This window comes from Nocardiopsis exhalans, from assembly GCF_024134545.1.
In the GTDB taxonomy this organism is placed as follows: domain Bacteria; phylum Actinomycetota; class Actinomycetes; order Streptosporangiales; family Streptosporangiaceae; genus Nocardiopsis; species Nocardiopsis exhalans.
On sequence record NZ_CP099837.1, the window covers coordinates 7,294,440 to 7,315,936 of the forward strand.

At 69.5% G+C, this 21,497-nt stretch carries 22 protein-coding genes; 16 read left to right on the forward strand and 6 right to left on the reverse strand.

Annotation, left to right across the window (positions count from 1 at the left end):
• The first annotated feature begins 134 nt into the window (after positions 1–134).
• Together NE857_RS32645 and NE857_RS32650 are read left to right on the forward strand one after the other, a co-directional pair.
• A complete protein-coding gene (locus tag NE857_RS32645; protein ID WP_301184280.1) occupies positions 135–974 on the forward strand; it encodes a helix-turn-helix domain-containing protein in 840 nt (279 codons plus the stop codon).
• Positions 975–986: 12 nt separating this feature from the next.
• Entirely contained in the window at positions 987–1,175 is a 189-nt protein-coding gene (locus NE857_RS32650) for a DUF397 domain-containing protein (protein WP_254419068.1), read from the forward strand.
• 335 nt (positions 1,176–1,510) lie between these two features.
• On the opposite strand, the gene NE857_RS32660 is transcribed toward NE857_RS32650, so the two are convergent.
• The 6 genes from NE857_RS32660 to NE857_RS32685 all read right to left on the reverse strand — a co-directional run bounded on the left by NE857_RS32660 (position 1,511) and on the right by NE857_RS32685 (position 7,219).
• Positions 1,511–2,497 carry an NAD-dependent epimerase/dehydratase family protein gene (locus NE857_RS32660; protein WP_254419069.1) on the reverse strand — a complete coding sequence of 329 codons (987 nt, stop codon included), beginning with the start codon at positions 2,495–2,497 and terminating at the stop codon, positions 1,511–1,513.
• A gap of 59 nt (positions 2,498–2,556) precedes the next feature.
• On the reverse strand, positions 2,557–3,810 hold the full coding sequence (locus NE857_RS32665; RefSeq protein WP_254419070.1) for an RNA polymerase sigma factor: 1,254 nt from the start codon (positions 3,808–3,810) through the stop codon (positions 2,557–2,559).
• Positions 3,811–3,864: 54 nt separating this feature from the next.
• Positions 3,865–4,302 carry a YciI family protein gene (locus tag NE857_RS32670; RefSeq protein WP_254419071.1) on the reverse strand — a complete coding sequence of 146 codons (438 nt, stop codon included), beginning with the start codon at positions 4,300–4,302 and terminating at the stop codon, positions 3,865–3,867.
• A gap of 136 nt (positions 4,303–4,438) precedes the next feature.
• Entirely contained in the window at positions 4,439–5,779 is a 1,341-nt protein-coding gene (locus NE857_RS32675) for an MFS transporter (protein WP_254419072.1), read from the reverse strand.
• A gap of 254 nt (positions 5,780–6,033) precedes the next feature.
• Positions 6,034–6,597, reverse strand: coding sequence for an AfsR/SARP family transcriptional regulator (locus NE857_RS32680; protein ID WP_254419073.1), 564 nt, complete (start codon positions 6,595–6,597; stop codon positions 6,034–6,036).
• A gap of 385 nt (positions 6,598–6,982) precedes the next feature.
• The gene (locus tag NE857_RS32685; protein ID WP_254419074.1) at positions 6,983–7,219 is read right to left on the reverse strand and encodes a hypothetical protein; all 237 of its coding nucleotides are present in this window, start codon (positions 7,217–7,219) and stop codon (positions 6,983–6,985) included.
• A gap of 301 nt (positions 7,220–7,520) precedes the next feature.
• On the opposite strand from NE857_RS32685, the gene NE857_RS32690 reads away from it, so the two are divergent.
• The 14 genes from NE857_RS32690 to NE857_RS32755 all read left to right on the forward strand — a co-directional run bounded on the left by NE857_RS32690 (position 7,521) and on the right by NE857_RS32755 (position 21,423).
• Positions 7,521–7,721, forward strand: a complete 201-nt coding sequence (locus NE857_RS32690; RefSeq protein WP_254419075.1) for a hypothetical protein — start codon at positions 7,521–7,523, stop codon at positions 7,719–7,721.
• 469 nt (positions 7,722–8,190) lie between these two features.
• Positions 8,191–9,084, forward strand: a complete 894-nt coding sequence (locus NE857_RS32695) for an LLM class flavin-dependent oxidoreductase (RefSeq protein ID WP_254419076.1) — start codon at positions 8,191–8,193, stop codon at positions 9,082–9,084.
• Positions 9,085–9,131: 47 nt separating this feature from the next.
• Entirely contained in the window at positions 9,132–10,184 is a 1,053-nt protein-coding gene (gene mpaB / locus NE857_RS32700; protein ID WP_254419077.1) for a daptide biosynthesis RiPP recognition protein, read from the forward strand.
• A gap of 4 nt (positions 10,185–10,188) precedes the next feature.
• Positions 10,189–10,998: a daptide-type RiPP biosynthesis methyltransferase gene (gene mpaM, locus NE857_RS32705; protein ID WP_254419078.1), complete on the forward strand. Its 810-nt coding sequence runs from the start codon at positions 10,189–10,191 to the stop codon at positions 10,996–10,998.
• Positions 10,995–12,284, forward strand: coding sequence for a daptide-type RiPP biosynthesis aminotransferase (gene mpaD / locus NE857_RS32710; protein WP_254419079.1), 1,290 nt, complete (start codon positions 10,995–10,997; stop codon positions 12,282–12,284). The genes mpaM and mpaD overlap by 4 nt, the downstream gene beginning before the upstream one ends.
• Entirely contained in the window at positions 12,281–13,531 is a 1,251-nt protein-coding gene (gene mpaC, locus NE857_RS32715; RefSeq protein WP_254419080.1) for a daptide-type RiPP biosynthesis dehydogenase, read from the forward strand. Before mpaD ends, mpaC begins: the two co-directional genes overlap by 4 nt.
• A gap of 37 nt (positions 13,532–13,568) precedes the next feature.
• The gene (locus tag NE857_RS32720; protein ID WP_184366722.1) at positions 13,569–13,730 is read left to right on the forward strand and encodes a daptide-type RiPP; all 162 of its coding nucleotides are present in this window, start codon (positions 13,569–13,571) and stop codon (positions 13,728–13,730) included.
• 58 nt (positions 13,731–13,788) lie between these two features.
• The gene (locus NE857_RS32725) at positions 13,789–13,950 is read left to right on the forward strand and encodes a daptide-type RiPP (RefSeq protein WP_254419081.1); all 162 of its coding nucleotides are present in this window, start codon (positions 13,789–13,791) and stop codon (positions 13,948–13,950) included.
• A gap of 56 nt (positions 13,951–14,006) precedes the next feature.
• Complete coding sequence (locus tag NE857_RS32730) at positions 14,007–14,168, forward strand: daptide-type RiPP (RefSeq protein WP_254419081.1); 162 nt, start codon at positions 14,007–14,009, stop codon at positions 14,166–14,168.
• 176 nt (positions 14,169–14,344) lie between these two features.
• A complete protein-coding gene (locus tag NE857_RS32735; protein WP_254419082.1) occupies positions 14,345–15,082 on the forward strand; it encodes an ABC transporter ATP-binding protein in 738 nt (245 codons plus the stop codon).
• Positions 15,075–15,818, forward strand: coding sequence for an ABC transporter permease (locus tag NE857_RS32740; RefSeq protein WP_254419083.1), 744 nt, complete (start codon positions 15,075–15,077; stop codon positions 15,816–15,818). Before NE857_RS32735 ends, NE857_RS32740 begins: the two co-directional genes overlap by 8 nt.
• A complete protein-coding gene (mpaP, locus tag NE857_RS32745; protein WP_254419084.1) occupies positions 15,815–17,440 on the forward strand; it encodes a daptide biosynthesis intramembrane metalloprotease in 1,626 nt (541 codons plus the stop codon). The genes NE857_RS32740 and mpaP overlap by 4 nt, the downstream gene beginning before the upstream one ends.
• 111 nt (positions 17,441–17,551) lie before the next feature.
• Positions 17,552–20,143, forward strand: a complete 2,592-nt coding sequence (gene lanKC / locus NE857_RS32750) for a class III lanthionine synthetase LanKC (RefSeq protein ID WP_254419085.1) — start codon at positions 17,552–17,554, stop codon at positions 20,141–20,143.
• Positions 20,140–21,423 carry a YcaO-like family protein gene (locus tag NE857_RS32755; RefSeq protein WP_254419086.1) on the forward strand — a complete coding sequence of 428 codons (1,284 nt, stop codon included), beginning with the start codon at positions 20,140–20,142 and terminating at the stop codon, positions 21,421–21,423. The genes lanKC and NE857_RS32755 overlap by 4 nt, the downstream gene beginning before the upstream one ends.
• Positions 21,424–21,497 lie beyond the last annotated feature (74 nt).

Sequence of the window (21,497 nt, forward strand, 5' to 3'; positions counted from 1 at the left end):
GAACCCTAGAAATCTAGGATTCAAGTGCTACTCACTAGAACGCAATCCATAGATTGCTAAATGTCCGTTTTCTCGCCCTGGGAGTTACCATCAGCACCACGAAGAAGCAGCGCACACGTACCAGGAAGGCCACGGTGGCAGCCAGCCCTACGATCCGGAGGCGCCAGCTCTCCGCCATCCTTCGAAAGATGCGCAAGGACACCGGGCTTTCTCTGGAAGAGGTCGCCAAGCGAGTCGAGTGGTCCCGGGCCAAGCTCGGCCACATCGAAACCGGCGAGCGTAAGAAACCCTCGGTCGTCGAAATCAAGGCGCTGCTACACGAGTACGAGATCGACCCCGCGGACCCGCAGTACGAGGCTGTGCTGACGCTCGTCCGTCATGCACAGCAACGCGGCTGGTGGACCCGCTACGACGACATCCTCACTGGCTCCTACGTCGAACTCGAATCTGAGGCGACGAGTATCGCCAACTACGAGGCGTTCGGCATCCCGGGACTGCTCCAAACGCCCGGCTTGGCCAGGCTCATGCAACGAGCGCGACTCTGGCGGGACCCGGAGGACATCCAGCGCGCTGTCGAGGCGAGGATTCGAAGGCAGGAGATCCTCGCTGGAGACGAACCCACTCAGTTGTGGGCAGTCATCGAAGAGCACGCCCTTCAGCGACTGGCTGGGGCGCCTGAGGTGATGCGGGAGCAGATCGAGCACCTGGTAGAGCTCGCGGATTCCTCCAGTCACGTCACCATTCAGGTGCTGCCCACGGAGGCGGGAGTGCATGCTGGCGTGGCGGGGCCGTTCGTGATCATGGACTTCGCCGAACCGGCCGGGCCCATCGTGTACCTGGAAACCTACACCGATGGCCTGTACCTGGAACGTGATGCTGAGATCACTCAGTACCGCAGGCTCTGGGACCACATCCGCACCTCGGCGCTGGATGAGGAGCGGACGATTCCGTACCTGAAGAAGTTGATCACCTGATAGGAAGAGCCGATGTACTCGTTCCCCACTGAGGCCTCCTGGCGCACGTCGTCTTACACCCAGCAGCAGAACTGTGTGGAGGTCGCCGACGCGCCGGGGCTGTCCGCTGTCCGCGACACGAAGAACCGTGGGCGCGGGCACTTGGCTTTCGAATCACCCGAATGGCGCGCGTTCGTCGAAGGGGTGCGGACGCAGGGCTGAGTCAAGGCAGAACGTAGGCCCTCAGGGACAACCTGAGGGCCTACGTGTGCTCGTTCCGAGGACACTTCGCCCCGGGCCGCCCGGAGGTGGGCAGTAGGCTCCGGTGAGCGAAGGACTCGGACATGCACCCCCCGGCGAAGACCTCACCTTCCGCAAGTCTCTCTACAGCCAGATCCAACCCCAGGACTGCGTAAAGGTCGCAGACCTGCCCAGTGCCTCGGCGGTGAGCGACATCCAGAACCGGAGCCTCGGTGCGCTGGCCTTCCCCCTCGGAGTGGGCCGCCCTTGTGAAGATCGCTCAGGGCGGCCGGTAAAGACAGGACAGAGGGGCAGTCCTACAGGCCCAGGGCCCGGGCCTCGACCTCCGGGGCCAGGCCGACGCGGGGGCGGTCCGGCCGCTGATCCGCGTCCCCTCCGATGGAGCGCAGCCAGGCCCAGGTGTCAGCCACGGTCTCCGTCACCGGGCGGCACCGCAGTCCGGTAGCGAGGGCGCGCTCCACGTTTCCCTGGTGCAGGGTCTCGTGCAGCTCACCCGGCGGCAGCCAGACCGGGAGCTCCCGCCACGGGGCGATCCCGGCTTCCTCGATCGCTTCGGGGGACGTCCAGCGGAACTCGGCGTCGGAACCGGTGGCCGCCTTGCACGCCGTCAGGAAGCTCTCCGTGGTGGCGTGGCCGCTCGGGCTGACCATGTTGTAGGGGCCGCTCAAACCCTTCTGGGCGGCGTCGAGAGTCCAGGCGGCCAGGTCGCGGGCGTCGATGTACTGGAGCGGGAGGTCACGCGGACCCGGGGCCAAGACCGGTCCGCCCTTGGCGATGCGGTTGAGCCACCAGGGCAGGCGGCCGATGTTTTCGTACGGGCCCAGGATGAGCCCCGCTCGCACGAACAGCGCCCGGTCACCGAAGACCTCCTCGGCCGCCAGCTCACCGCCGCGCTTGGCCCGCGCGTAGTCGGTTCCGTCGTCATCGACCGAGGACTCCACCACCGGGGCGTCCTCGTCCGCACCGGGCGCGCTGGGCACTCCGTGGACGGATCGGCTGGAGACGTAGGCGTAGTGGCCGACCCTGCCCTCCAGCAGGCGAGCCGCGTCAGCCACCGCCGACGGGGCGTCCGACCAGGTATCGACGACGAAGTCCCACTCCCCCGCCTCCAGCGCGGCAAGTCCGCCCGGCTCGGTGCGGTCACCGAGCCGCACCTCCACACCGGCAGGGGCCTCGTGCCTGCCCCGGTGGAAGACGGTGACCTCCCAGTCTCGGGAAAGCGCCTCCTCCACGACCGCTCGCCCCACGAACTCGGTACCGCCCAGAACCAGAAGTCTTGTCATGCGGTCAGTCTGGTGGGCAGCAGCCGCAGGGCGCCAGAGCTGACTGCTGACAGCAGAACTCAGCGCCGGGCCCGCTCCAGCAGGAGAGCCCGTTCGCGCTCGTTGCGGGTGAGGCCGGCGGCGCGTTCGTACTCGGCCCGAGCCTCCTCCGTGCGGCCGAGGCGTTCGAGCAGGTCGGCGCGGACCGCGGGGAGCAGGTGGTAGTCGTTCAGTGCCTTGGCTCCGAGCAGGGCGTCGACGATGCCCAGAGCCGCACCCGGACCGAGTGCCATGGAGACGGCCACCGCGCGGTTGAGTTCGATCACGGGGGACCCGGTCCGCCGGACCAGGGCCTCGTAGAGTGCGGCGATCCCGTGCCAGTCGGTGTCCTCGGGCCGGTGGGCCACCGCGTGCTTGGCGGCGATTCCGGCCTGGAGGGAGTAGACGCCGCGTGGTTGGGCGGGATCGGAGGGCAGGGAGCGGCGTAGTCCGGCCAGGCCGCGGTTGATGAGCAGCCGGTCCCAGCGGGAGCGGTCCTGTTCGGCGAGGGGGACCGGTTCGCCGTCGGGCCCGACCCTGGCGCGGAACCGGGAGGCCTGGAGTTCCATCAGGGCGAGCAACCCGTGCACCTCGGGTTCCTCGGGGAGCAGTTCGGCGAGCACCCGGCCCAGGCGCATGGCCTCCTCGCTGAGTTCGGGGCGCAGCCAGCGCTCCCCCGAGGTCGCCGTGTACCCCTCGTTGAACACCAGGTAGAGGACTTCGAGCACGTCGGAGAGGCGGGCGTCGCGGTCCGGCCCGGCGGGGACCTCGAAGCGGACGCCCTCGTCGGCGAGTCTGCGTTTGGCCCGCACCACGCGCTGGGCCACGGTGGACTCGGGTACGAGGAAGGCGCGGGCGATCTCGTCGGTGGTCAGCCCGCCGAGCAGCCGCAGGGTGAGCGCGACCCGCGCCCGGGTGGGCAGTACCGGGTGGCAGCAGACGAACATGAGTTTGAGCAGGTCGTCGCCGTAGTCCTCTTCCAGGACGGCGTCGAACTCGGCCCGACCGTCGCGTTCGGCGATCTCGCGGCCCAGCTCGACCATGCGCAGCCGGAAGCGTTCGTCGCGCCGCCAGCGGTCGAGGACGCGGCGCCGGGCGACGGTGGTCAGCCAGGCACCGGGTTTGCGGGGGACACCCTCTTCGGGCCACTTCTCCAGGGCGCTGACCAGGGCGTCCTGGGCGAACTCCTCGGCGAGGCCGACGTCGCCGACCATTCTGGTGAGCGCGGCGACCAGACGGGCCGACTCGATGCGCCAGACCGCCTCCACCTCGCCTTCGACACCGGTGTGGCCCACGGCACCATCTCAGCACCGAGGGCCACACCGCGCAACAGGGTTCAGGGCCACGACTCAGCCGTTGAGGTTCTCCTGCTGGGCGCGCAGGTTCCACTCGCGCTCCTTGAGCTCCTCGGACATGCCCTCCATGTCCTCTATCTCACCGATCCGGCGCAGCTGGAGCTTCATCTCGGTCGGGTCGCCCTTGGGCGGGTGCGGGCACCGCTTGGCCCACTCCACGGCCTCAGCATGCGAGGACACCTGGATGACCCAGTACCCGCCGATGAACTCCTTGGCCTCGGTGAAAGGGCCGTCGACGACGGTGGCCTCACCGTCGCGGAAGATCACCTCGGCGCCCTCGGCGGTGGGGGTGAGCCCCTCCCCGGTGAGCAGGACCCCGGCCCTGGCCATCTCCTCGTTGTAGGCGCCCATCGCCTCGTAGACCTCGGGTGCGGGCTCCCAGTCCCGGGCCTCGGTCTCGGGGGTGCTCATGATCGACATCAGGTAACGCATGGTCTTCCCTCTTCCGGATGCGCGGCGGGGGCCTCTCCTCCGCCCTCACCTGAACGTCGAACGGGTCGACGCCGGATCGACACCCTTCCCGAAGTTTTTTCCACGGTTCCTTCCGCTCCCCTCCCTGCCCCGGTTCCTATCCCCGTTCACCCTGGTCAGGGTCTTTTTCCCGACTCTTGGCGGCCTGCTCGGCATCCGTCTCCCGCGCGGCCCGCTCCGCCTCGGCCACCTGCGCGGCCTCGGATTCGTCGGCCTGGCCGGTGACCCTGCTCAGCGCCCGGGCGGACAGGAGCAGACCGACCAGGACGACCGCCCCGGCGGCCACCGGCACGTAGTACAGCTCGACCCGGCCGAGCAGACCGCCCAGCAGCGCGCCGAACACCCCGAAGCCCGCACCGAACATCTGGACGCACGCCATCACCCGGCCCATCTGGATACCGGGCACGATCAGCTGGATGGCGCCGATCAGCACGATGTTCGACGAGGTCATGACGTAGCCGATCACCATCCAGGCCGCGGCCGCAACGTACGCGTTCGGGGCCAGCCCGAAGAGCAGACAGGCGCATCCGGCCAGGGGGACGAGCACCAGCTCCGTGCGGAAACGGCCGAGCCGGGCCACGATCAGGCCCACCGTGGACGCGCCCAGGAGCGCGCCCACCGCGGAGGTGCCGATGAAGACGCCGTAGAGGACGGCGGGGACCCCGAAGTGTTCCCGTACCAGGAGCACCAGCACCGCGGACTGGGCCATGAACGCCATGTTCACGACCATGTTGAAACCCATGATCGGTCCGAGGGAGCTCCCGCGGAAGACGAAGACCAGTCCCTCCCGTACGTCGGCGAGGACCGAACGCACCGGACGGCCCTCGGGCTTCTTCTCGGCCGCCCCCGCCGCCTCGCCCTCCGGGCGCTTGGGTCGGCGCACCGCCAGCGGCAGGCCGAGCAGGACCAGCGCACCCAGGACGTAGGCTCCGGCGTTGACCGCCAGGGGCAGGAACGCGGCCACCGCGAACAGGAAACCGGCGATGGGACCGCCCGCGAACTGCTGCGTGACCGTCTGCCCGCCGACCAGCCGGCTGTTGGCCCGGTCGATCGCACCGGCCGGAGCGATGTCCGGCAGCATCGCCCGGCCCGCGAGGTCGTAGAACACCTCGCAGACCATGACCGTGAACATCACCGCGTACAACACCCAGATCGAGGCGTGCCCGGTGAAGATCAGCAGCGCGAGGACGACGAGCGCGCCGCCCCGGCCGAGGTTGGTCAGGACCATCAGGCGTACCCGGTCGACCCGGTCCACCACCACACCGGCGAACAGGCCGATCATCAGCCAGGGCAGGAAGCGGACCGCGGTCAGCCCGGCCACCAGCAGGGGGTCGTTGGTGAGCATCGCCGCCACCAGCGGCAACGCGACGAGCATCATCCCGTCGCCGAGGTTGCTGGACAGGCTGCCCGCCCAGAAGCGGTTGAAGTTCCGCCCCATCGGTGGTTTCGCCTTTTTCCCGGGGTTCGCCCGGTCGGGGGGTGCGCTGTTCACTTGGGGGTGTCCCTTTCACAAAGGTTCGGCCAGCATGGCCAGACCCAGGCTCCCGAGAAGTGGTCAACTCCGGGTCACGGCACCATTGCTTTCCGCACCCATGCCGCACCAGCGGAGAACGGGAGGGAACTCCGCCCAATGGCGAACGGCCACACAGGGCGGAATTCCGCACGCGTGGCCGTTCACAAAGCGTGGACATCTCACATCGCTGTCTCCAAGCCCATCAGCCAGGAACGGCCCAGCGAGGCGCTGATCTGGTCGCCGCCCCGCCGCACCAGTTCCTGGCTCAGCTCCGGGTGCTTGACGATCCGGTCGGCCGCCTCCATCAACGCCACGTCGCCGCTGTCAATGGCCGCGCGGACGATCCTCTGGTCCACGTGGTCCCGGGTCTGCGCCGCGAACGGGCTGTGGCTCTTGGTGAGGAAGGGGCCCCGGTACAGCTCCAACGCCTCCTTGAGACGCCCCTCCTCGAGCCTCGACAGGAGCTCGGCGACATCACAGCGGACCCTGCCCTCGAGGTGGTAAAAGCGCCGGTCGCGGTCATACCGCACGTCCAGTCCGAGTTTGCGGGCCCGCAGCGCCAGCGTGGGGAGACTGGAGGGAGCGGGATCGCCCTCGAAGAGGGTGGAGAGCAGCCAGTCCCGGGGCGCCGTGCCGTGGGAGAGCACCAGGACCGCGACCAGTTCCAGGGCCCGCCCGTAGCGGACGGGCACGCCGTCCACGCGGCAACCACCAAGGGTCTGGACCTCGTGTTCAGAGTTCATCGTCACTCCACACTCAGGGGGATGGTAAGAAGTTCTGCTTCTTGGAGGCGGGGTTTGCTTCCCTCTCCACCCTGAGAATCGGCCAGCACGGTATCCACGACCTATCTACGACTTATCGTCGCGGTCAGCGGGCTCCGGACCTGCGGGTTCGGGCCTGCTGGGACCGGGCGGACCGAAGCCGTCGGCAGCGTCCGGCCACCGCCGCCAGACGCGACAGCGGCACCGCCTTGGGCGTAGCAGTGGAAGAACGCCAGACCACCCCTGGCGCGGTTACGGCGCAGCAGCACCCAGCGCGCCCCGCGGGTGTCGGTACTCATCGTCGATGACTGCCCAGCAGCGGAACCACTTCCCCTCGGCCCCGGCAGAGAGCCCCGGCCGAGTACTTTTACCAGCCCTGTTCCGGGAACAGGACGGCCAGCTCCTGGACCGCCAGGGGGCAGCGGTTCTTGCGGGCGAGCGGGCAGAGCAGAGCCGTGACGAGGTCTTTGGTGGTGGCTCGAGTCTCGGGGCGGGCCAGGCAGGGGGCGAGGACCGCGTCGGTGAGTTCGTGCAACCGGTGAGGCCAGCGCCTGGCCGCTACGGTGATGTCCACGGTCACCGCCTCGAAACTCTTTGTCTTCACAACCATCGATGATCGGGCGGTGGCCGTTTGTGTGCGTGACAAAGCCCAGATCAGCGTACTTTTGCCTGGACGGAACACCCCAGAGGCCATCAGGTCAGGGCAAATCGAAAGTGCGACTGCAGTACTGGCAGGACCACCCCCGCAGGGATTCCGTGCGATGCCCGTGTGAAGAACCGAGGCCACACTGTTCACGCGCCCAGTGCGCGGGGGCCGCGGAGAGACCAGAACGAAATCCCACGGCCCCTGCCAGGGCCGCGCCCCGCGAACACCGGACTCGATGTCCACAGCAGAAGGGAACAGCATGCCGGACAGCAACAACTGGCTCCGCTCGAACTCGATTCTGGGTGCCGCCCTCGGCGTCCTGGCCGTCCTCACCATCGTCTTCCTCCTCACTCTGGGAGGCGCGGCTCAGATCGCCCTGACCGGGGTGGGCGTGGCGGGCATCCTCTTCCTGGCCGCGAAGATCAGCCAGAACCGTCGGGCGGCGCACGGGCCCCGTTAGGGGAACCGTGCGGCCCGGACCAGCGCGGCCCCACGCAGAGGGACGAAGACCGCCTCCGAGCGGGCCGCCCCATCCCCCACAGGACGGCCGAGGAGGTCCTTGAACCTCTTACCGACCACCACAGAAGAAGGAACCACACAGGACGCCAGTCCACCGCCTCCAGGACCGGGGCCGACGGGATCTCTCCCGCCGGCCCCGGTCCTCTTTGCTCCCCGAAAAGACATCCGCACCCACCCTGACCTGCATGGAAAGAAAAAACCAAAAGAAACTTCCCGATGTGATTCCCGCGTGAAGGCCAAGAGAAAAACGTCCGGCATATTACTGATTGTCCGAAGGGAACGGAGATGAAAATCCGGACCCGAAAGCGGGTCCGGAGAACGACCGACCAAAGGAGCCCCGAATGACTGCCTACTCGGTACTCGTCCCCTTTCTGCCACGTCGGCCAGAGCAGATTCTTCCGCTCGCCGCAATGGTGAAATGGACGCACGCCGAGCGGCTCTGGCAGGGACAGGCGCTGCTGATGGAGCCCCACCAGGGGTTCGTGAGCGCCGCCGCCTCGGGGTTTCGGGTGCCGGTCGGGCTGGGCGTCACCCTGATGCCGCTGCGCCACCCCTACGAGGCGGCCCTGCAAGCCCGTTCCGTGGCGATGACGACCGGGCACTCGGTGGTCGCGGGCTTCGGCCCCGGCTCCCGCGCCTTCCAGGCCGGTTTGCTGGGCACCCCCTACGCCAGCCCGCTCACCGCAGCACGTGAGTACCTGGCCGCGGTCCGCGGGCTCCTCGACGGTGAGGTGGTCCAGAACGAGGGCCGGTACTTCAACATCTCCGCCCAACTGCCCCCCGCGGCGGCCCCCCGGGTGGACGTCGGTCTCGGAGTCCTGCGACCGGGCATGGCGGGGGTCGCGGGAGAGTTCGCCGACGTGGCGATCACCTGGCTGACCCCGCCCGACTACCTCCGGGACATCCTCGTCCCGGCCATCCGCAAGGGCGCCGAGGAGGCCGGGCGCCCCTGCCCCCGAATCACGGCGATGGTGCCGGTCGCCCTGGAAAGAGCACAGGTGAGCGCACCGGAGCTGGCCCTGGCCAGTAACGCCGGGCACATCCAGGCGCCCCATTACATCGACATGCTCCGCCAGGCCGGAGTCCAGGTCTCGGGTGAGGACCCGGGGGACACCGCCTGCGCCCTGGTCGAAGCCAACGCCTTCGTCAGCGGCGCCCCGGAACAGGTCGCCGCCCTCCTGGACCAGTACCGGCAAGCCGGTGTGGACGAGATCGTCCTCAACACCACCGGAGTACGGAAGCGGTGCGGAGAGCAAGAGGCCGTGAACGACCTGAAGACGATCCTCGCGGCGGTGGCGCCGTGACAGGGCCCCAGACCAGCGCAGAGACGACACCGACGGGAAACGGAACCATGGACAGAACCGAGTTGAGACGGGTCAAGCAGCACCTGATGTCCTGGGGCACCGGGCAGGCCGTACCAGGCAACCCGGCGCCCGGAAGCGTGGCGACGATCGTCACCGCCGATCCGGCGCACCTCGCAGGTCTGGCTCAGAGCGGCCTGATCGGCCCCGGAACCGTGGTTCTGGCTGCCGGCCCGGACACCCCCGGCGCGGTGGGCTTCGACGGTGCCCTGGACGAGCCGGGCACCGAGATCTCCATCGGCGACGACTTCTTCCTCCAGACCCAGGACTACGCGACCAGCGAGTTCATGTCGATCATCGGACCCACCCTCGTCCGGGTCAGTGACGCCGCGGACTTCCGTCACTTCCTGTCCGACGCCGACCGGGCCTACGCAGAGGGGGTCTTTCCCGAGTTCGCCACCGCCCCGGCGGTGCGGATCGCCGACCTCCCGGGGCTGGGAGCGTCCCCGGACGGGGACGGGCCGAGGACACGCCTGTACGTCAACACCGACGGCGACATCTCCACCTCTCCCGGTGGCAGCGGCCTCGGCCGGGTCGGGGACCCGCTCAGCGCACTCCAGGCGAGTTGGGACCGGGCCAACACGGAGAGCGCCCTCCCGTGCTCGGTCTGCCTCGGGGCGACCGTCCCCGAGGCGGAGCGGAGCCGGGAACTACTCGACCGCCCCTGGCTGGGCCGCTACCTGGACGTTCTCCCGGCTCTGCGCACCATGACCGTCAACAACGTCGGCGGACTACGGGTCTCGGGGTTCGGCGGACGGATCACCCAGGCTTTCGCGGAGACCGGTCACGACCATGACCTGCGCGAACCCTCGGCTCCGGTCGTGATGTGGGATGACGAGCGCGGTTACGTCTACGACCTCGCGAGCGACCGCGTCTTCGCCGTCGAGCACATCGCGGCCTCGGCCGCCGAGCTGATCCTGGCCACCGGTTCGGTCCGCGGCGCCGCCGAGTACGCGCACCCCGAGGCGCTGTCCCAGGTCGAGCGTTTCTTCACCGACGCGGGAGTGTCCCTGGTTTCCCACGGCACCCTGGCGGGGGTGTGACCCGATGACCGCAGCCCTTGTCCCCTCAGCCCCGCCGTCACCGGGCCTGGCCGGACGCACCATCGCCGAGCTGGGAGAACGCGCCCGCCTCAGCGACGTCTACGGCCCCGACGGCGCCGATGTCTACCACGACCTGTCAGCCGAGGACACCGGTGAGGTGCGCGAGCTGGTCCGCCTGGTTCGGAACCGTCCGGGCCCCGTACTGGACCTGGCCGCGGGTTCGGGACGCATCACCTTGCCACTGCTGGCCCTGGGCCGCCACGTCACCGCCCTGGACCTGTCCCAGGACATGCTCCTCCTGCTCACCGACCGGCTCGCACAGGCACCCGCCCGCCTACGGGAACGGTGCTCGGTGGTCCACGGTGACATGGCCGGCTTCCGTCTCGGCACCGAGTTCACCTCGGTGGTCCTGGGCACCACGTCGGTCTCGCTGCTCGCCCCGGGCTCACGTACCAGCCTCTACCGAAGCGTGGCCGAACACCTCGCGCCCGGCGGGCGGCTGCTGGTCTCCTGCCTGGATCGCGGTGAGGGACCCGAAGAGGCCGTGACGGAGGCGACCGGTGCCAGCGGAACCCGCTACCGCGTACACGACCACTGGCCAGTGGACGCCGACCACCGCACCGTGACCATCCTGCCCGCGGAACTGCCCCAGGGCCCGGTCCAGGTGTGCACGGGACGCGTGGGTGTTGTGGGAGCCCAACGCTTGACCACCGAACTCACCTCCGCGGGTTTCACCGTCCTGGAACGCCACCTGCTGACAGAGCCCGGACAAAGGCACCGGGTCACCCTGATCGAAGCGGAGACCACACCATGAGCGAGACCCCCCAAGCGTTCTGGCCCTACCTGCTGCCACCGAGCGCGCACGGCGACGACGGACTGTGCTCCGTCTCGGCCAGCGGGCACCGGATCCAGTTCGCGGACGGACGTGAACTGCTCGACGGTTCGAGCGGTCTGTGGAACACCAACCTCGGCTACGGCAATACCGCCATCGCGGACGCGATCGCCGAGGCGGCCCGCGACGCCTCCTATCTCAGTGCCTTCCGATACGAAAACTCCTATGCCCGCCGGGCCGCCGAAGACCTGGTCGAGGTCACCGGTCCCGACCACTACTCCCGAGTGCTGTTCTCCTCTTCCGGAGGCGCGGCCAACGACGTGGCTCTGAAGGTGGCCCGCCACTACCACGTTCTGGTCGGCCAGCCCCGCCGCAATCTGGTGGTCAGTATGCGCGGCAGCTTCCACGGTCTGACCTTCGGCGGTTTCGCCCTCACCGGAGAGGACTTGGGCCAACGTGTCTACGGCGTGGACCAGCGGCTGATCAGGCACGTGTCACCCAACGAGATCACCGAGCTGAACACTCTGATGTCCCGCAGCGCCCATCAGATCGCCGCCGTCGTGGTCGAGCCGGTCCTGGGGACGGGGACGGTCCCGCTCAGCGAGGAGTACGTCGCCGAACTGCTGCGTCTGCGCGCCGAGCACGGCTTCCTCCTGGTAGCGGACGAGGTGGCTACGGGTTTCGGTCGGACCGGGACCTTCTTCGCCTCCCAACGCTGGCCCGAGCAGCCCGATCTGCTCCTCACCTCCAAGGGCCTGACCAACGGCACCTGCCCGGCCTCGGCCGTGCTCGCCTCCCGCCGTGTGGCGGACACCTTCGCCGAGCACGACGCCGTGCTGGGACACGCGGAGACCCAGGGTGGGAGCCCTGTCCCCTGCGCGGCGATCTCGGCGACCATCGGCGAAATGCGTCGGCTGGACGCGGTCGCGGCCGGTCAGGCGCTGGGTGAATCCCTGGCTGCCGGGCTGGACGCACTGGTCGCGGAGGCCCCCCAGGTGACAGGTGTGACCGGCGTGGGTTGCTTCCGCACGATCAGGGTCGTCGGACCGGACGGATCCGCGCTCGCTCCCGATCAGATCGCGTCCTTGGTCGCGGCGATCCGTGCGGCGGGAGCCATCGTGCACCCGGGTCCGGGCGGGGTCCAGCTCATCCCCGCTCTGACCTACGACGAGGCGGACCTGGCCGAACTCCTGCACTGCGTACGGCGCGGGATCATCACCCACCACGAGGCCCTGGCCTCCACCGACGTCGAGTCGGTGACGGCATGAGCACCGAGTTCACGGCCCCGCCCGCCCCGATGCCCGGTGTCGGCCACCTGGCCGCCTGGTTGCAGCGCGACGCCGCGCACCGGGTGACCGTGCTCCACGACCCGGCCGTATCCGGCCAGCCGATCCTGGCCGCCGTACTCGCCCAGATCGAGGCCGCGGACAAGAACCCGCGTGTTCTGCCCCTGCCCGGCCCGGGAAGCCGGGACTCGATCCTGGGCCTGTCCGAAGTGCTGGACGAGGAGGAGCTGATCGTCGGCGTGGGCGGCGGATCGGTCCTGGACCAGGCCAAGCTGGCGGTCCTGTTCAGGTCCTCTCCCGAGGCCCTGTCCCGGGTATCGGCTCCCCAGCGCAGCGGCATGGTGGCCCTGCCCCCGCACCTGGGCGCATCAGTACGGGTCATCGCCGTACCGACCACACTGGGCACCGGAAGCGAGCTGAGCACGGTGGCCTGTGTGACCTACGCGGGGGGGAAGCGGCTCGTCACCGGTCCGTGCCTCCGCCCGGTGGCCGCGGTCCTGGACCCCGAAGCCACCCGGACACTGCCCCCGCGCCTGGTCTCGGAAGGGGTGCTCGAAGCGCTCTTCCGCACGGTGAGCCCCTACATAGGCGACCCCACCGACCTGCCCGGGCCGGACGCCCTCACCGAGGACCTGGCCGCCAGGCTGGTCCGCGAGGGTGACCGGATCAGCCGGATGCGCGCCGACGGCCTGCCCATCGACCCGTCCACCCGGATACGGGTGGCCGAACTGAGCGGGCGGTCCCAGGCCGGTCCGACCAACCTGGGGCGCGACCCCTACTCCGTCAAGGGTTGGCTGCTCGGCAACGAGCTCTCGTCAGAGCTCGGCCTGTCCAAGATGCACTCGATCGCGGCGATCTGGCCCGCGTTGTGGCGCCGGATCGCCGACGGTGACAGCCGACTGGGCGATGCCCGGCGGTTGGACCGGATCTGGGGGCACATGCGCGGTCAGGCGCCCCGGCTGCCCTCCGACCCGGTGCGCGGGATCACGGAGCTGGTCGACTCCTGGCGGGTCGACCGGCGGATCAACGCCACACCCGCCCAGGTGGACGCCACCGTCACCCGCGTGATGCGCGCCTGGGGAGCCGGGCTCCCGATGCTCGGCGGCCTGTACACCCACGAGGTACGCGAACTGCTCACCGAGGCGGTCTCGGACGCGACGTCCCCGCCCGGTCGGCCCGTACCCCCCATGGCTTCCACTTCCCCGGCCCAGAGCCTGGCGAAGCGGTAGGGAAAACAACCGATCACCCAAGAGAGACGAGAACACCATGAGCGAGTCCTTCGAGAACGAGACCAAGTCCACCGAGCTGGCCCCGGCCCTGGAGCTGGAGATGCAGGAGCTGGAGGCCATGGAGGCCCCGGGTTGGGCCACGGTCAGCGGCGTCAGCGTCGGCATCAGCATCGTCTCCGTCGCCTGGAGCATCACCTGATCCCGCACCCCCTCACCCTCACTTCACCACTCAGCAGGAAACAGGAAACAGGAAACGCATGACGAACCAGAACGACACCACCGCGCAGGCGGCCGTCAACCCCGAACTGGAGCTGGAGATGCAGGAACTGGAGGCCATGGAGGCCCCCGGCTTCTGGACCGGCGTGTCCATCGGCGTCGGCATCAGCGCCAGCGTCGCCACCTCCGTCGCCATCACCTGATCCCGACAGCACACAAGGCACACACAGAAACAGCCCCGCACAGAAAGAGGAAGCGCATGACGAACCAGAACGACACCACCGCGCAGGCGGCCGTCAACCCCGAACTGGAGCTGGAGATGCAGGAACTGGAGGCCATGGAGGCCCCCGGCTTCTGGACCGGCGTGTCCATCGGCGTCGGCATCAGCGCCAGCGTCGCCACCTCCGTCGCCATCACCTGATCCCGACAGCACACCCAGGACGGACACAGCCGTCCACCATGCGCAGCATGTGATTCCGCCCGCCCGGTCCCCTCGCACCCCCGGCTCAGCCGGGGCCCGAGGGGCCGGTCGGGCCGACCCTCCCCATCCAAAGGAGACACGATGACTGTCCACTTCGACCACCAGGCGGTGAACCGATGAGCAGCACACTCCCGGCCAGTTTCCGATCCGTGAGCAAACGGTTCGGCTCCAACACGGCCGTCGACGACATCAGCTTCGACGTGCGCCCGGGGAAAATCACCGGTCTCCTGGGGCGCAACGGCGCCGGCAAGACCACCTCCCTGAAGATGCTGCTCGGGCTGGCGAAGCCGACCGAGGGCGCCGCCACCGTCTTCGGCCTTCCCTACGACAAGCTCCCCCGGGCCGCGCACCGCGTCGGTGTGGGCATGGACGGGGTGAACTCCATCCCCGAGATGCGAGGCCGCAAGGAGCTCCTGGTCTGGGCGAAGATGCTCGGACTACCCAAACGGCGCGTGGACGAGGTGCTGGAACTGGTGGGTCTGGCCGACCGCTCCGACCGCAGGGTCAAGGACTACTCCACGGGCATGCGCCAGCGCCACACGATCGCGGGCGCCCTGCTCGCCGACCCCGAGTTCCTGGTCCTGGACGAGCCCGTCAACGGCCTGGACCCCGACGGCATCCTCTGGCTGCGCAACTTCCTGCGCGGCCTGGCCGGTGAAGGCAGAACCATCCTGATCTCCAGCCACCTGCTGGCCGAGGTCGAGCAGACCGTCGACGACGTCGTGGTCATCCAGAAGTCACTCCGGTACGCGGGGCCGCTGGACGAGCTGGTCAGCGGTGAGGGCGAACGACTGGAAGAGCAGTTCTTCTCCCTCGTCGGTTCCGAGAACGCGAAGGAGAAGGTCAGTGCTTAACGTGATCGCCGCCGAGGCGCGCAAACTCACCGGTACGCCGACCTGGATCTACGTGCTCCTGGGCGGCCTGGCGCTCGGGGTGAGCGCGAGCTACGGCTTCTCCGCCGAGGTCGAGAACGGCTCGGCGCTGCCGACCGAGGCGACCGCCACCGTCACCGAGTCGGTCATCCGCGCCTGGATGATGATGCATCTCTTCGCCTCCATCCTGGGCGCCGTGATGATCACCCGGGAGTACAACAGCGGCACCATCAGCCGTTCGGTCCTGCTCAGCGGAGGCCGCAACCGCCTCTTCGCGGCCAAGGCCATCGTCGGAACGGGTGCGGGCGTCGTGCTCGGTGCCGCCACCGCAGGCCTTGCCCTGGCCTCGCCCTACCTGTTCATGCCGCTGAACGGTATGACCCCGGAGATGACCACCGCCGCCTACCAGACCGCCCTCGGCGTCTTCGCCGTGACCGCCCTGGCCGCCCCCTTCGGTGTCTTCCTCGGGCTGCTGATCCGCAACCAGGTCGCCGCCGTTCTGGTGTTGGCGCTGGTCACCGTGGGCCTGGAGCCCTACCTGCTCAGAGCCATCCCCGAGGTGGCGAAGTACACGATGTCCATCGCGATGAGCTCGGTCTACCTCGACGGCAAGCCCGAACTCCTGGCTGTGCCCGCCGCCCTGGCCGTGATCGCCGGTTGGCTGGCCGTCACCGGTCTGGCGAGCAACCGCCTCCTGGCCACCCGGGACGTCGCATGACAGCCATCGCCCCCGAGTCGGAATCCGCACCCCACCTGGAGAAGCCGCGTACCTCTCCCGGGGTCACCGTGCACGAACCCGCTGAGGAAGGCGGCCAGTGGGTGATCCAGCGGGGCAAGCACTACTACCGGGTGGGCGCGGACGCCGCCCGACTCGCCCAGGCCCTCGACGGCAGCCGTGACAGTACCGCGCTCGCCGCCCACCTGGGCTGGCCCGAGGTCGCCGTGACCGAGGGGGTCTCCCGGTTCGACGAGTTGAAGCTGATCGACGACGGCACCGCCGAGGCCCCCTCCGCCGCCCCCCTGGTCAACTTCGTGCCGCCCCTCACCCTCCAGTTCACCCTGGTTCGGCCGGCGGCCCTGATGGACCGGCTCCACCCGCTGATCCGGGCGTCGGCCAACCGCTACACCACGGCCCTCGCGCTCCTGGTCTCGGTGGGCGGCCTGCTCGCCCTGGCCGCGCAGTCAGCCGACCTGGGCCGGGCGCTGAGCTCCCCGCTCCCCCCGGCCGTCTACGCCAGTGTCATCGCGGCGTTCCTCATCTCGACATCGCTCCACGAGATGGGGCACGCCGCCACCCTGAACTATTACGGCGGTCGCCCCAGCCGGATGGGGGTCATGCTCTTCTACCTGACGCCCGCCTTCTTCTGCGACGTGTCCGACGGCTGGCGACTCAACCACAGGCACCAGCGGGTGCGGGTGGCGATGGCCGGAGTGGCGACCCAGATGATCATCGCGGGAGGCGCCTCCATCGCGGCGCTGTTCGTCACCTCGCCCGGCGTCCAGAACGGCGTCCTGGTCTTCGCGTTGGTCAGCTACGTCGCCGGGATCCTGAACTTCCTGCCCTTCGTCAAGCTGGACGGCTACATCGCCCTGATGAGCCACCTGGACCGGCCCTTCCTGCGCGACCGCGCGATGACCGATGCCAGGCGCTGGTTCGCCAGGACGCTCTTCGGCGGCCGCTACGAGCGGGAGATCCCGCGTCCGTGGTCGGTGCCGTTCGGGCTCGCCTGCATCGGATTCCCGGTGTACCTGATCATTACGGCACTGGCCCTGTGGACGGACCTGTTCCAGCGCAGCGGCCTCTTCGGATTCGGCCTGATGGCGCTCGCCGTCGTGTACATGCTGTACCTGCTGTTGCGCGGGGTCCACAGACTGGCCGGCGAAGTCCGCCGCTCCGGCGCCTCCCGTCTGCGGGTCGTCACCGCCACGGCACTCTTCACCGGTGCCTGCGCGGCCGCGCTCTTCACCCCGGTCTCCCACAGCCTCTCGGGTGGTTATGTCACCCACGGCGACCAGGTCCTCCTGGTCTTCCTCCCGGGGAGCGACACCTCGTCCGTCGAGCCCGGACAGGACGTGGAACTCGTCAGCGGCGGCCTCGTACTCCAACCCCGGACGGGTTCGGCGACGGTGGACACCACTGCTCCGGAGGAGGTCCAGGCGCCCCTGTCCGCTTTCGCCCCCGTCATGTTCGCCGAGGACCCCGAGCTTCCCGCCGAGGGGTACCCCATCACGGTCGACGGGACCCCTGAGCAGCCGGTCGGCGCCGCACGGGTGGATGCGGGCACCATCCCCCTCTGGGAGTACGCCTACGTCAACTACGTCACCCCCTTCCTTCCCTGACCGCCCCTCCCCGCCCCTACCCGACCGATCCGAGCGTCCCGTCCGCAGGAAGCGCGGTCGGCCCCCGGCCCCACTGCCCCCTTCCACCCCGAGCTGACAAGGACCCACACCGTGCAGGACTTCCGCTACCTCAACTTCTGCCCCGAGGGAACACACTTCTACGACAAGCCCGCGCCCGAGAGCACCACCGACGACTTTCGCCCTCCGGAGACCCCGCCCGCGGCGAACTGGTCCGCCGAACGCGGACGCGAGTGGACCGTGTGCACCCCACCGGACGCCGACCTCCCCCTCCAGGGGTGGAAGATCCACGTGTCGGCCACTCCGGAGAACGCCGCCGAACTGCTGGACGCCGTCCTGCCGTACTGCGTCGAGCACCGGCTGTCGTTCAAGTACCTCAACGGGCCCGCCGTGCTCTCCCGACGCAGCAGCAAGTACGGCGACCGGACGGCGAGCGGGAAGTTCATCACCATCTACCCGTCCGACGAGGATCAGCTCCACCGCACGCTCCTCGACCTGGACGACAGGATCGGCGGTAGCGCGGGCCCGTACATCCTGAGCGACCTGCGCTGGCGCTCCGGCCCGCTGTACGTGCGCTACGGCGGCTTCGCCCTGCGCATGGCCCGGGACAAACACGGTGCCCTGGTTCCGGGAATCGAGGACCCCGAGGGAAATCTGGTCCCCGACGAGCGCCGCCCCGGGTTCCGGCCGCCGTCCTGGGTGAAGCTGCCGGAATTCCTGGCGGAGGCCGTGGCCGAGCGCAGCGCCGGAACACTCCACGACTTCCCGTACCGGGCCCACAAGGCCCTGCACTTCTCCAACGGCGGCGGTGTCTATCTGGCACGCGACACCCGCACCGGCGAGGAGGTACTGCTCAAGGAGGCGCGTCCGCTCGCCGGACTGGACACCTCCGGCGCCGACGCCACGCAGCGGATGCAGCAGGAGCGCTGGGCCCTGGAACAGCTGGCCGACCTCGACAGCGTCCCCGCCCTGTACGACTACCAGGTCGGGCACGAACACCACTTCCTCACCCGGGAGTTCGTCGAGGGGGTGCCGCTGAACCAGGCGATCTTCCCCCGGCACCCCTTCATGGGCGGGGAGAACACAGCCGAGGAGCGCACCGCCTACACCGAATGGGCCCTGGGGGTCCTCGGCCAGATCGAGGCGGGTATCGCCGCGATGCACGCGCGCGGGGTCGTCTTCGGCGACGTCCACCCGGGCAACGTGCTGGTGAAGGAGGACGGCACCATCGCCTTCATCGACATGGAGACGGCCACCCCCGTCGAGGCGGGCTACCGGCAGTCGATGGGGGCGTTGGGCTTCTACGCGCCCGACCATCTGCGGGGCCCGGAGGTGGACCTGTTCGGGCTGGCCTGCTTGAGGCTCTCGATGTTCGCACCGGTACCGCAGGTCATCCCGTGGGGAACCGGTAAGATCCGTGAGCTCCTCGACCTCGCGATGGGACACTTCGATCTCCCCGACGACTTCGTCGAGAGCATCGAGAGCGGCATGGGAGAGGATGTCCTCCCCGCGGGTGAGCACACCCCTGTGTGGCCCGACGACCCGTTCGACCCCGGTCTGCGCGCGCGGATCGCCTCCAGCGTCGTGGAGGCCGCCACCCCGGACCGGCAGGACCGCCTCTACCCCGGTGACGCCTTCCAGTTCCTCAACCAGGACGGCGGGGTCACCTTCGCCTACGGGGCCGCGGGCGTCCTGTGGGCCCTCTCCGAAACCGGCCAGTCCGTACCCGTGGAACACGTCTCCTGGCTGATGGAGCGGGCACGGCAGCTGGCCGAAGTCGGTCCGGGTTTCTACACCGGGCTCAGCGGTGTGGCGTACACGCTGGAGAGGCTCGGCTTCCGCCCCGAAGGCGAGGAGTTCCTGGAGTCGGCCCTGTCCGCTCCGTACGACGGAGTCAGCGGCAACATCCTGGAGGGCCTGTCCGGGCTCGGTCTGACCCTGACCCACTTCGCCGAAACCCGCGGAGCCGCGAGCGGCCTGGCCAGAGCGCTGGACATCGCCGACGTGATCACCAGCCGGAACGGCTCCGGAGTCAAGCGTCCCGGACTCCTCCACGGTCGGTCGGGCCACGCGCTGTTCCTGCTCCGCCTGTACGAGCGCACAGCGGACGCGGCTCTGCTGGAGGCGGCCGTCCACGAGTTCCAGGCCGACTTCGACACCCTGGCCAAGGCCAACCCGGACAGCGGCCCCCGAATCACCTTCCCCAACGGTCTGGCGGGCGGTGCCGGTATGGCGATCGTCGCCCACGAGCTCCTCCGACACCGCGCGGACCCGCGGCTGGAGTCAGCACTCAACGCACTGCGCAGCAGTACGGAGTCCCAACTCGTCATCTCGAACGGGCTGTTCAACGGCCGCTCCGGGGCGGTCGTGGCGCTGAACCACCTGAACCTCGGCGGCGCCCCAGTGACGCGGTTGCACGACCACCTCTCCGCCTTCGGTTGGGAGGCGGTCTCCGTCGAGGAGGGCCGGGTGGACTTCATCGGTGACCACAGCCACCGCCTCTCCACCGACCTCGCCACGGGGTCGGCCGGGGTCCTGCTGGCTCTGGACGCGACGGCGCGCGGACGGCTGAATCCGCTCCCCTTCCTCCAACCGGGCCCGGCTGTGTCCGCGACCGCGGTCGGGCAGGCGGACCGGACCGCGCACCGCGTCCTGGTTCCGGAACGAAACGGGTACCCGGCATGATCGACGTGACACGCACGCTCAGCCCGGACGGCGGAATCTCACGAGTGCTGTCGCTCGCGCCGCCCCGCCGACCGCACAACCCGCTGTGGTGCGCGGGGGTGGAACTCAACGCCCCGCCTGGGCTGTCCGCCGAGGAGACCCCGCTGTCCGCCCGTATGGTGGGCGCGCACGGCCACTCCCGTTCCGACGCCCTCCTACGCGGGAGCGGTGAGGCGGTGGAACGCTTCGCCCTGCACCCCCTGCCGGGTGTGCCGGTCGTGCGGGGCCGAGCCGCCGACCTCCCCCACCCCGCGCTGGGGTTCCGCGATCCGGATGTGGCCCTGGGCGACCCGGCCGCCGCCAACGCGGAACTGCACTGGTACGAAGGTCGGCGCCTGCGTGACTCCACACCGGTCATGGTCCCGGCTCCGCTGGTGGACTGGCCCGCTGACCCCGTGGAATCCCGTTACTTCGACCCCGGGCCGTCCGGGGCTGCGGCCGGGAACTCGGCGGAGATGGCCCTGAGGTCCGCGCTCCTGGAGGTCCTGGAGCGCGACGCGGTCATCGTGGCCTGGGAGCGCGGGCTACGGCTCCCCTCCTACACCGACCCCGAGCAGGTGGCCCCCGAGACGGCCGGGGCGGGGGCGGTGCGCTCCGCCCTGAAGTCACTGTGGTCCCTGGCCCAGGGCGAGGGCTTGGCCCCGAAGCTGGCGAGGCTGCCCACCGCGGTCCCGCGGGTGTGGTGCTTCGTGGCCGCCCTCGTGGACCCCGTGCGCCCGGGCGCACTGGCCTCGGTGGGCCTGAAGGTCTCGGACCGACCGTGGGAGGCCCTGCTGGGGGCCTTCCAGGAGGCGTGGCAGGTGCGGACCGCGTTGGAGCTCTCCCGTGAGGGGCTGAACACGACGCCTCTGGAGGGCGCCATCACCGATGAGGACGACCGCATCCGACACATGCTGACGCCCGAGGGTTTCGATTCGATCCGGGACTGGGTGGAAGGGTTCGTCCCCGGCGAACGGCCTGCCCCTCCCACCCCTGTGACCAGTGCGGATCTACTCAGCGGCATCCTGGCCGACGGCGGGGACCCCGTGTCCGTGGACCTGACGCCGAGGCTGCCCGAGCAGCTCCGGAACATGGGCTGGCACGCGACGAAGGTGATCCCGGTGGGCTATCAGCACCTGCGGATGGACGAACGCCCCACGTGGAGCTGGAACCGTCCGCGCCTGGAGTCGGCCCCGGAACGCACCGGCCTGACCGCCCGGTACGCGGGAGCTTCACCGGAGCGGCCGCACCCGCTCCCCTGAGGCCCGCGAACACCGCGAGGGCCCGAGGAGATCCGTCTCCTCGGGGCCGGCCCAGTTCTGAAAAATACCCCTGA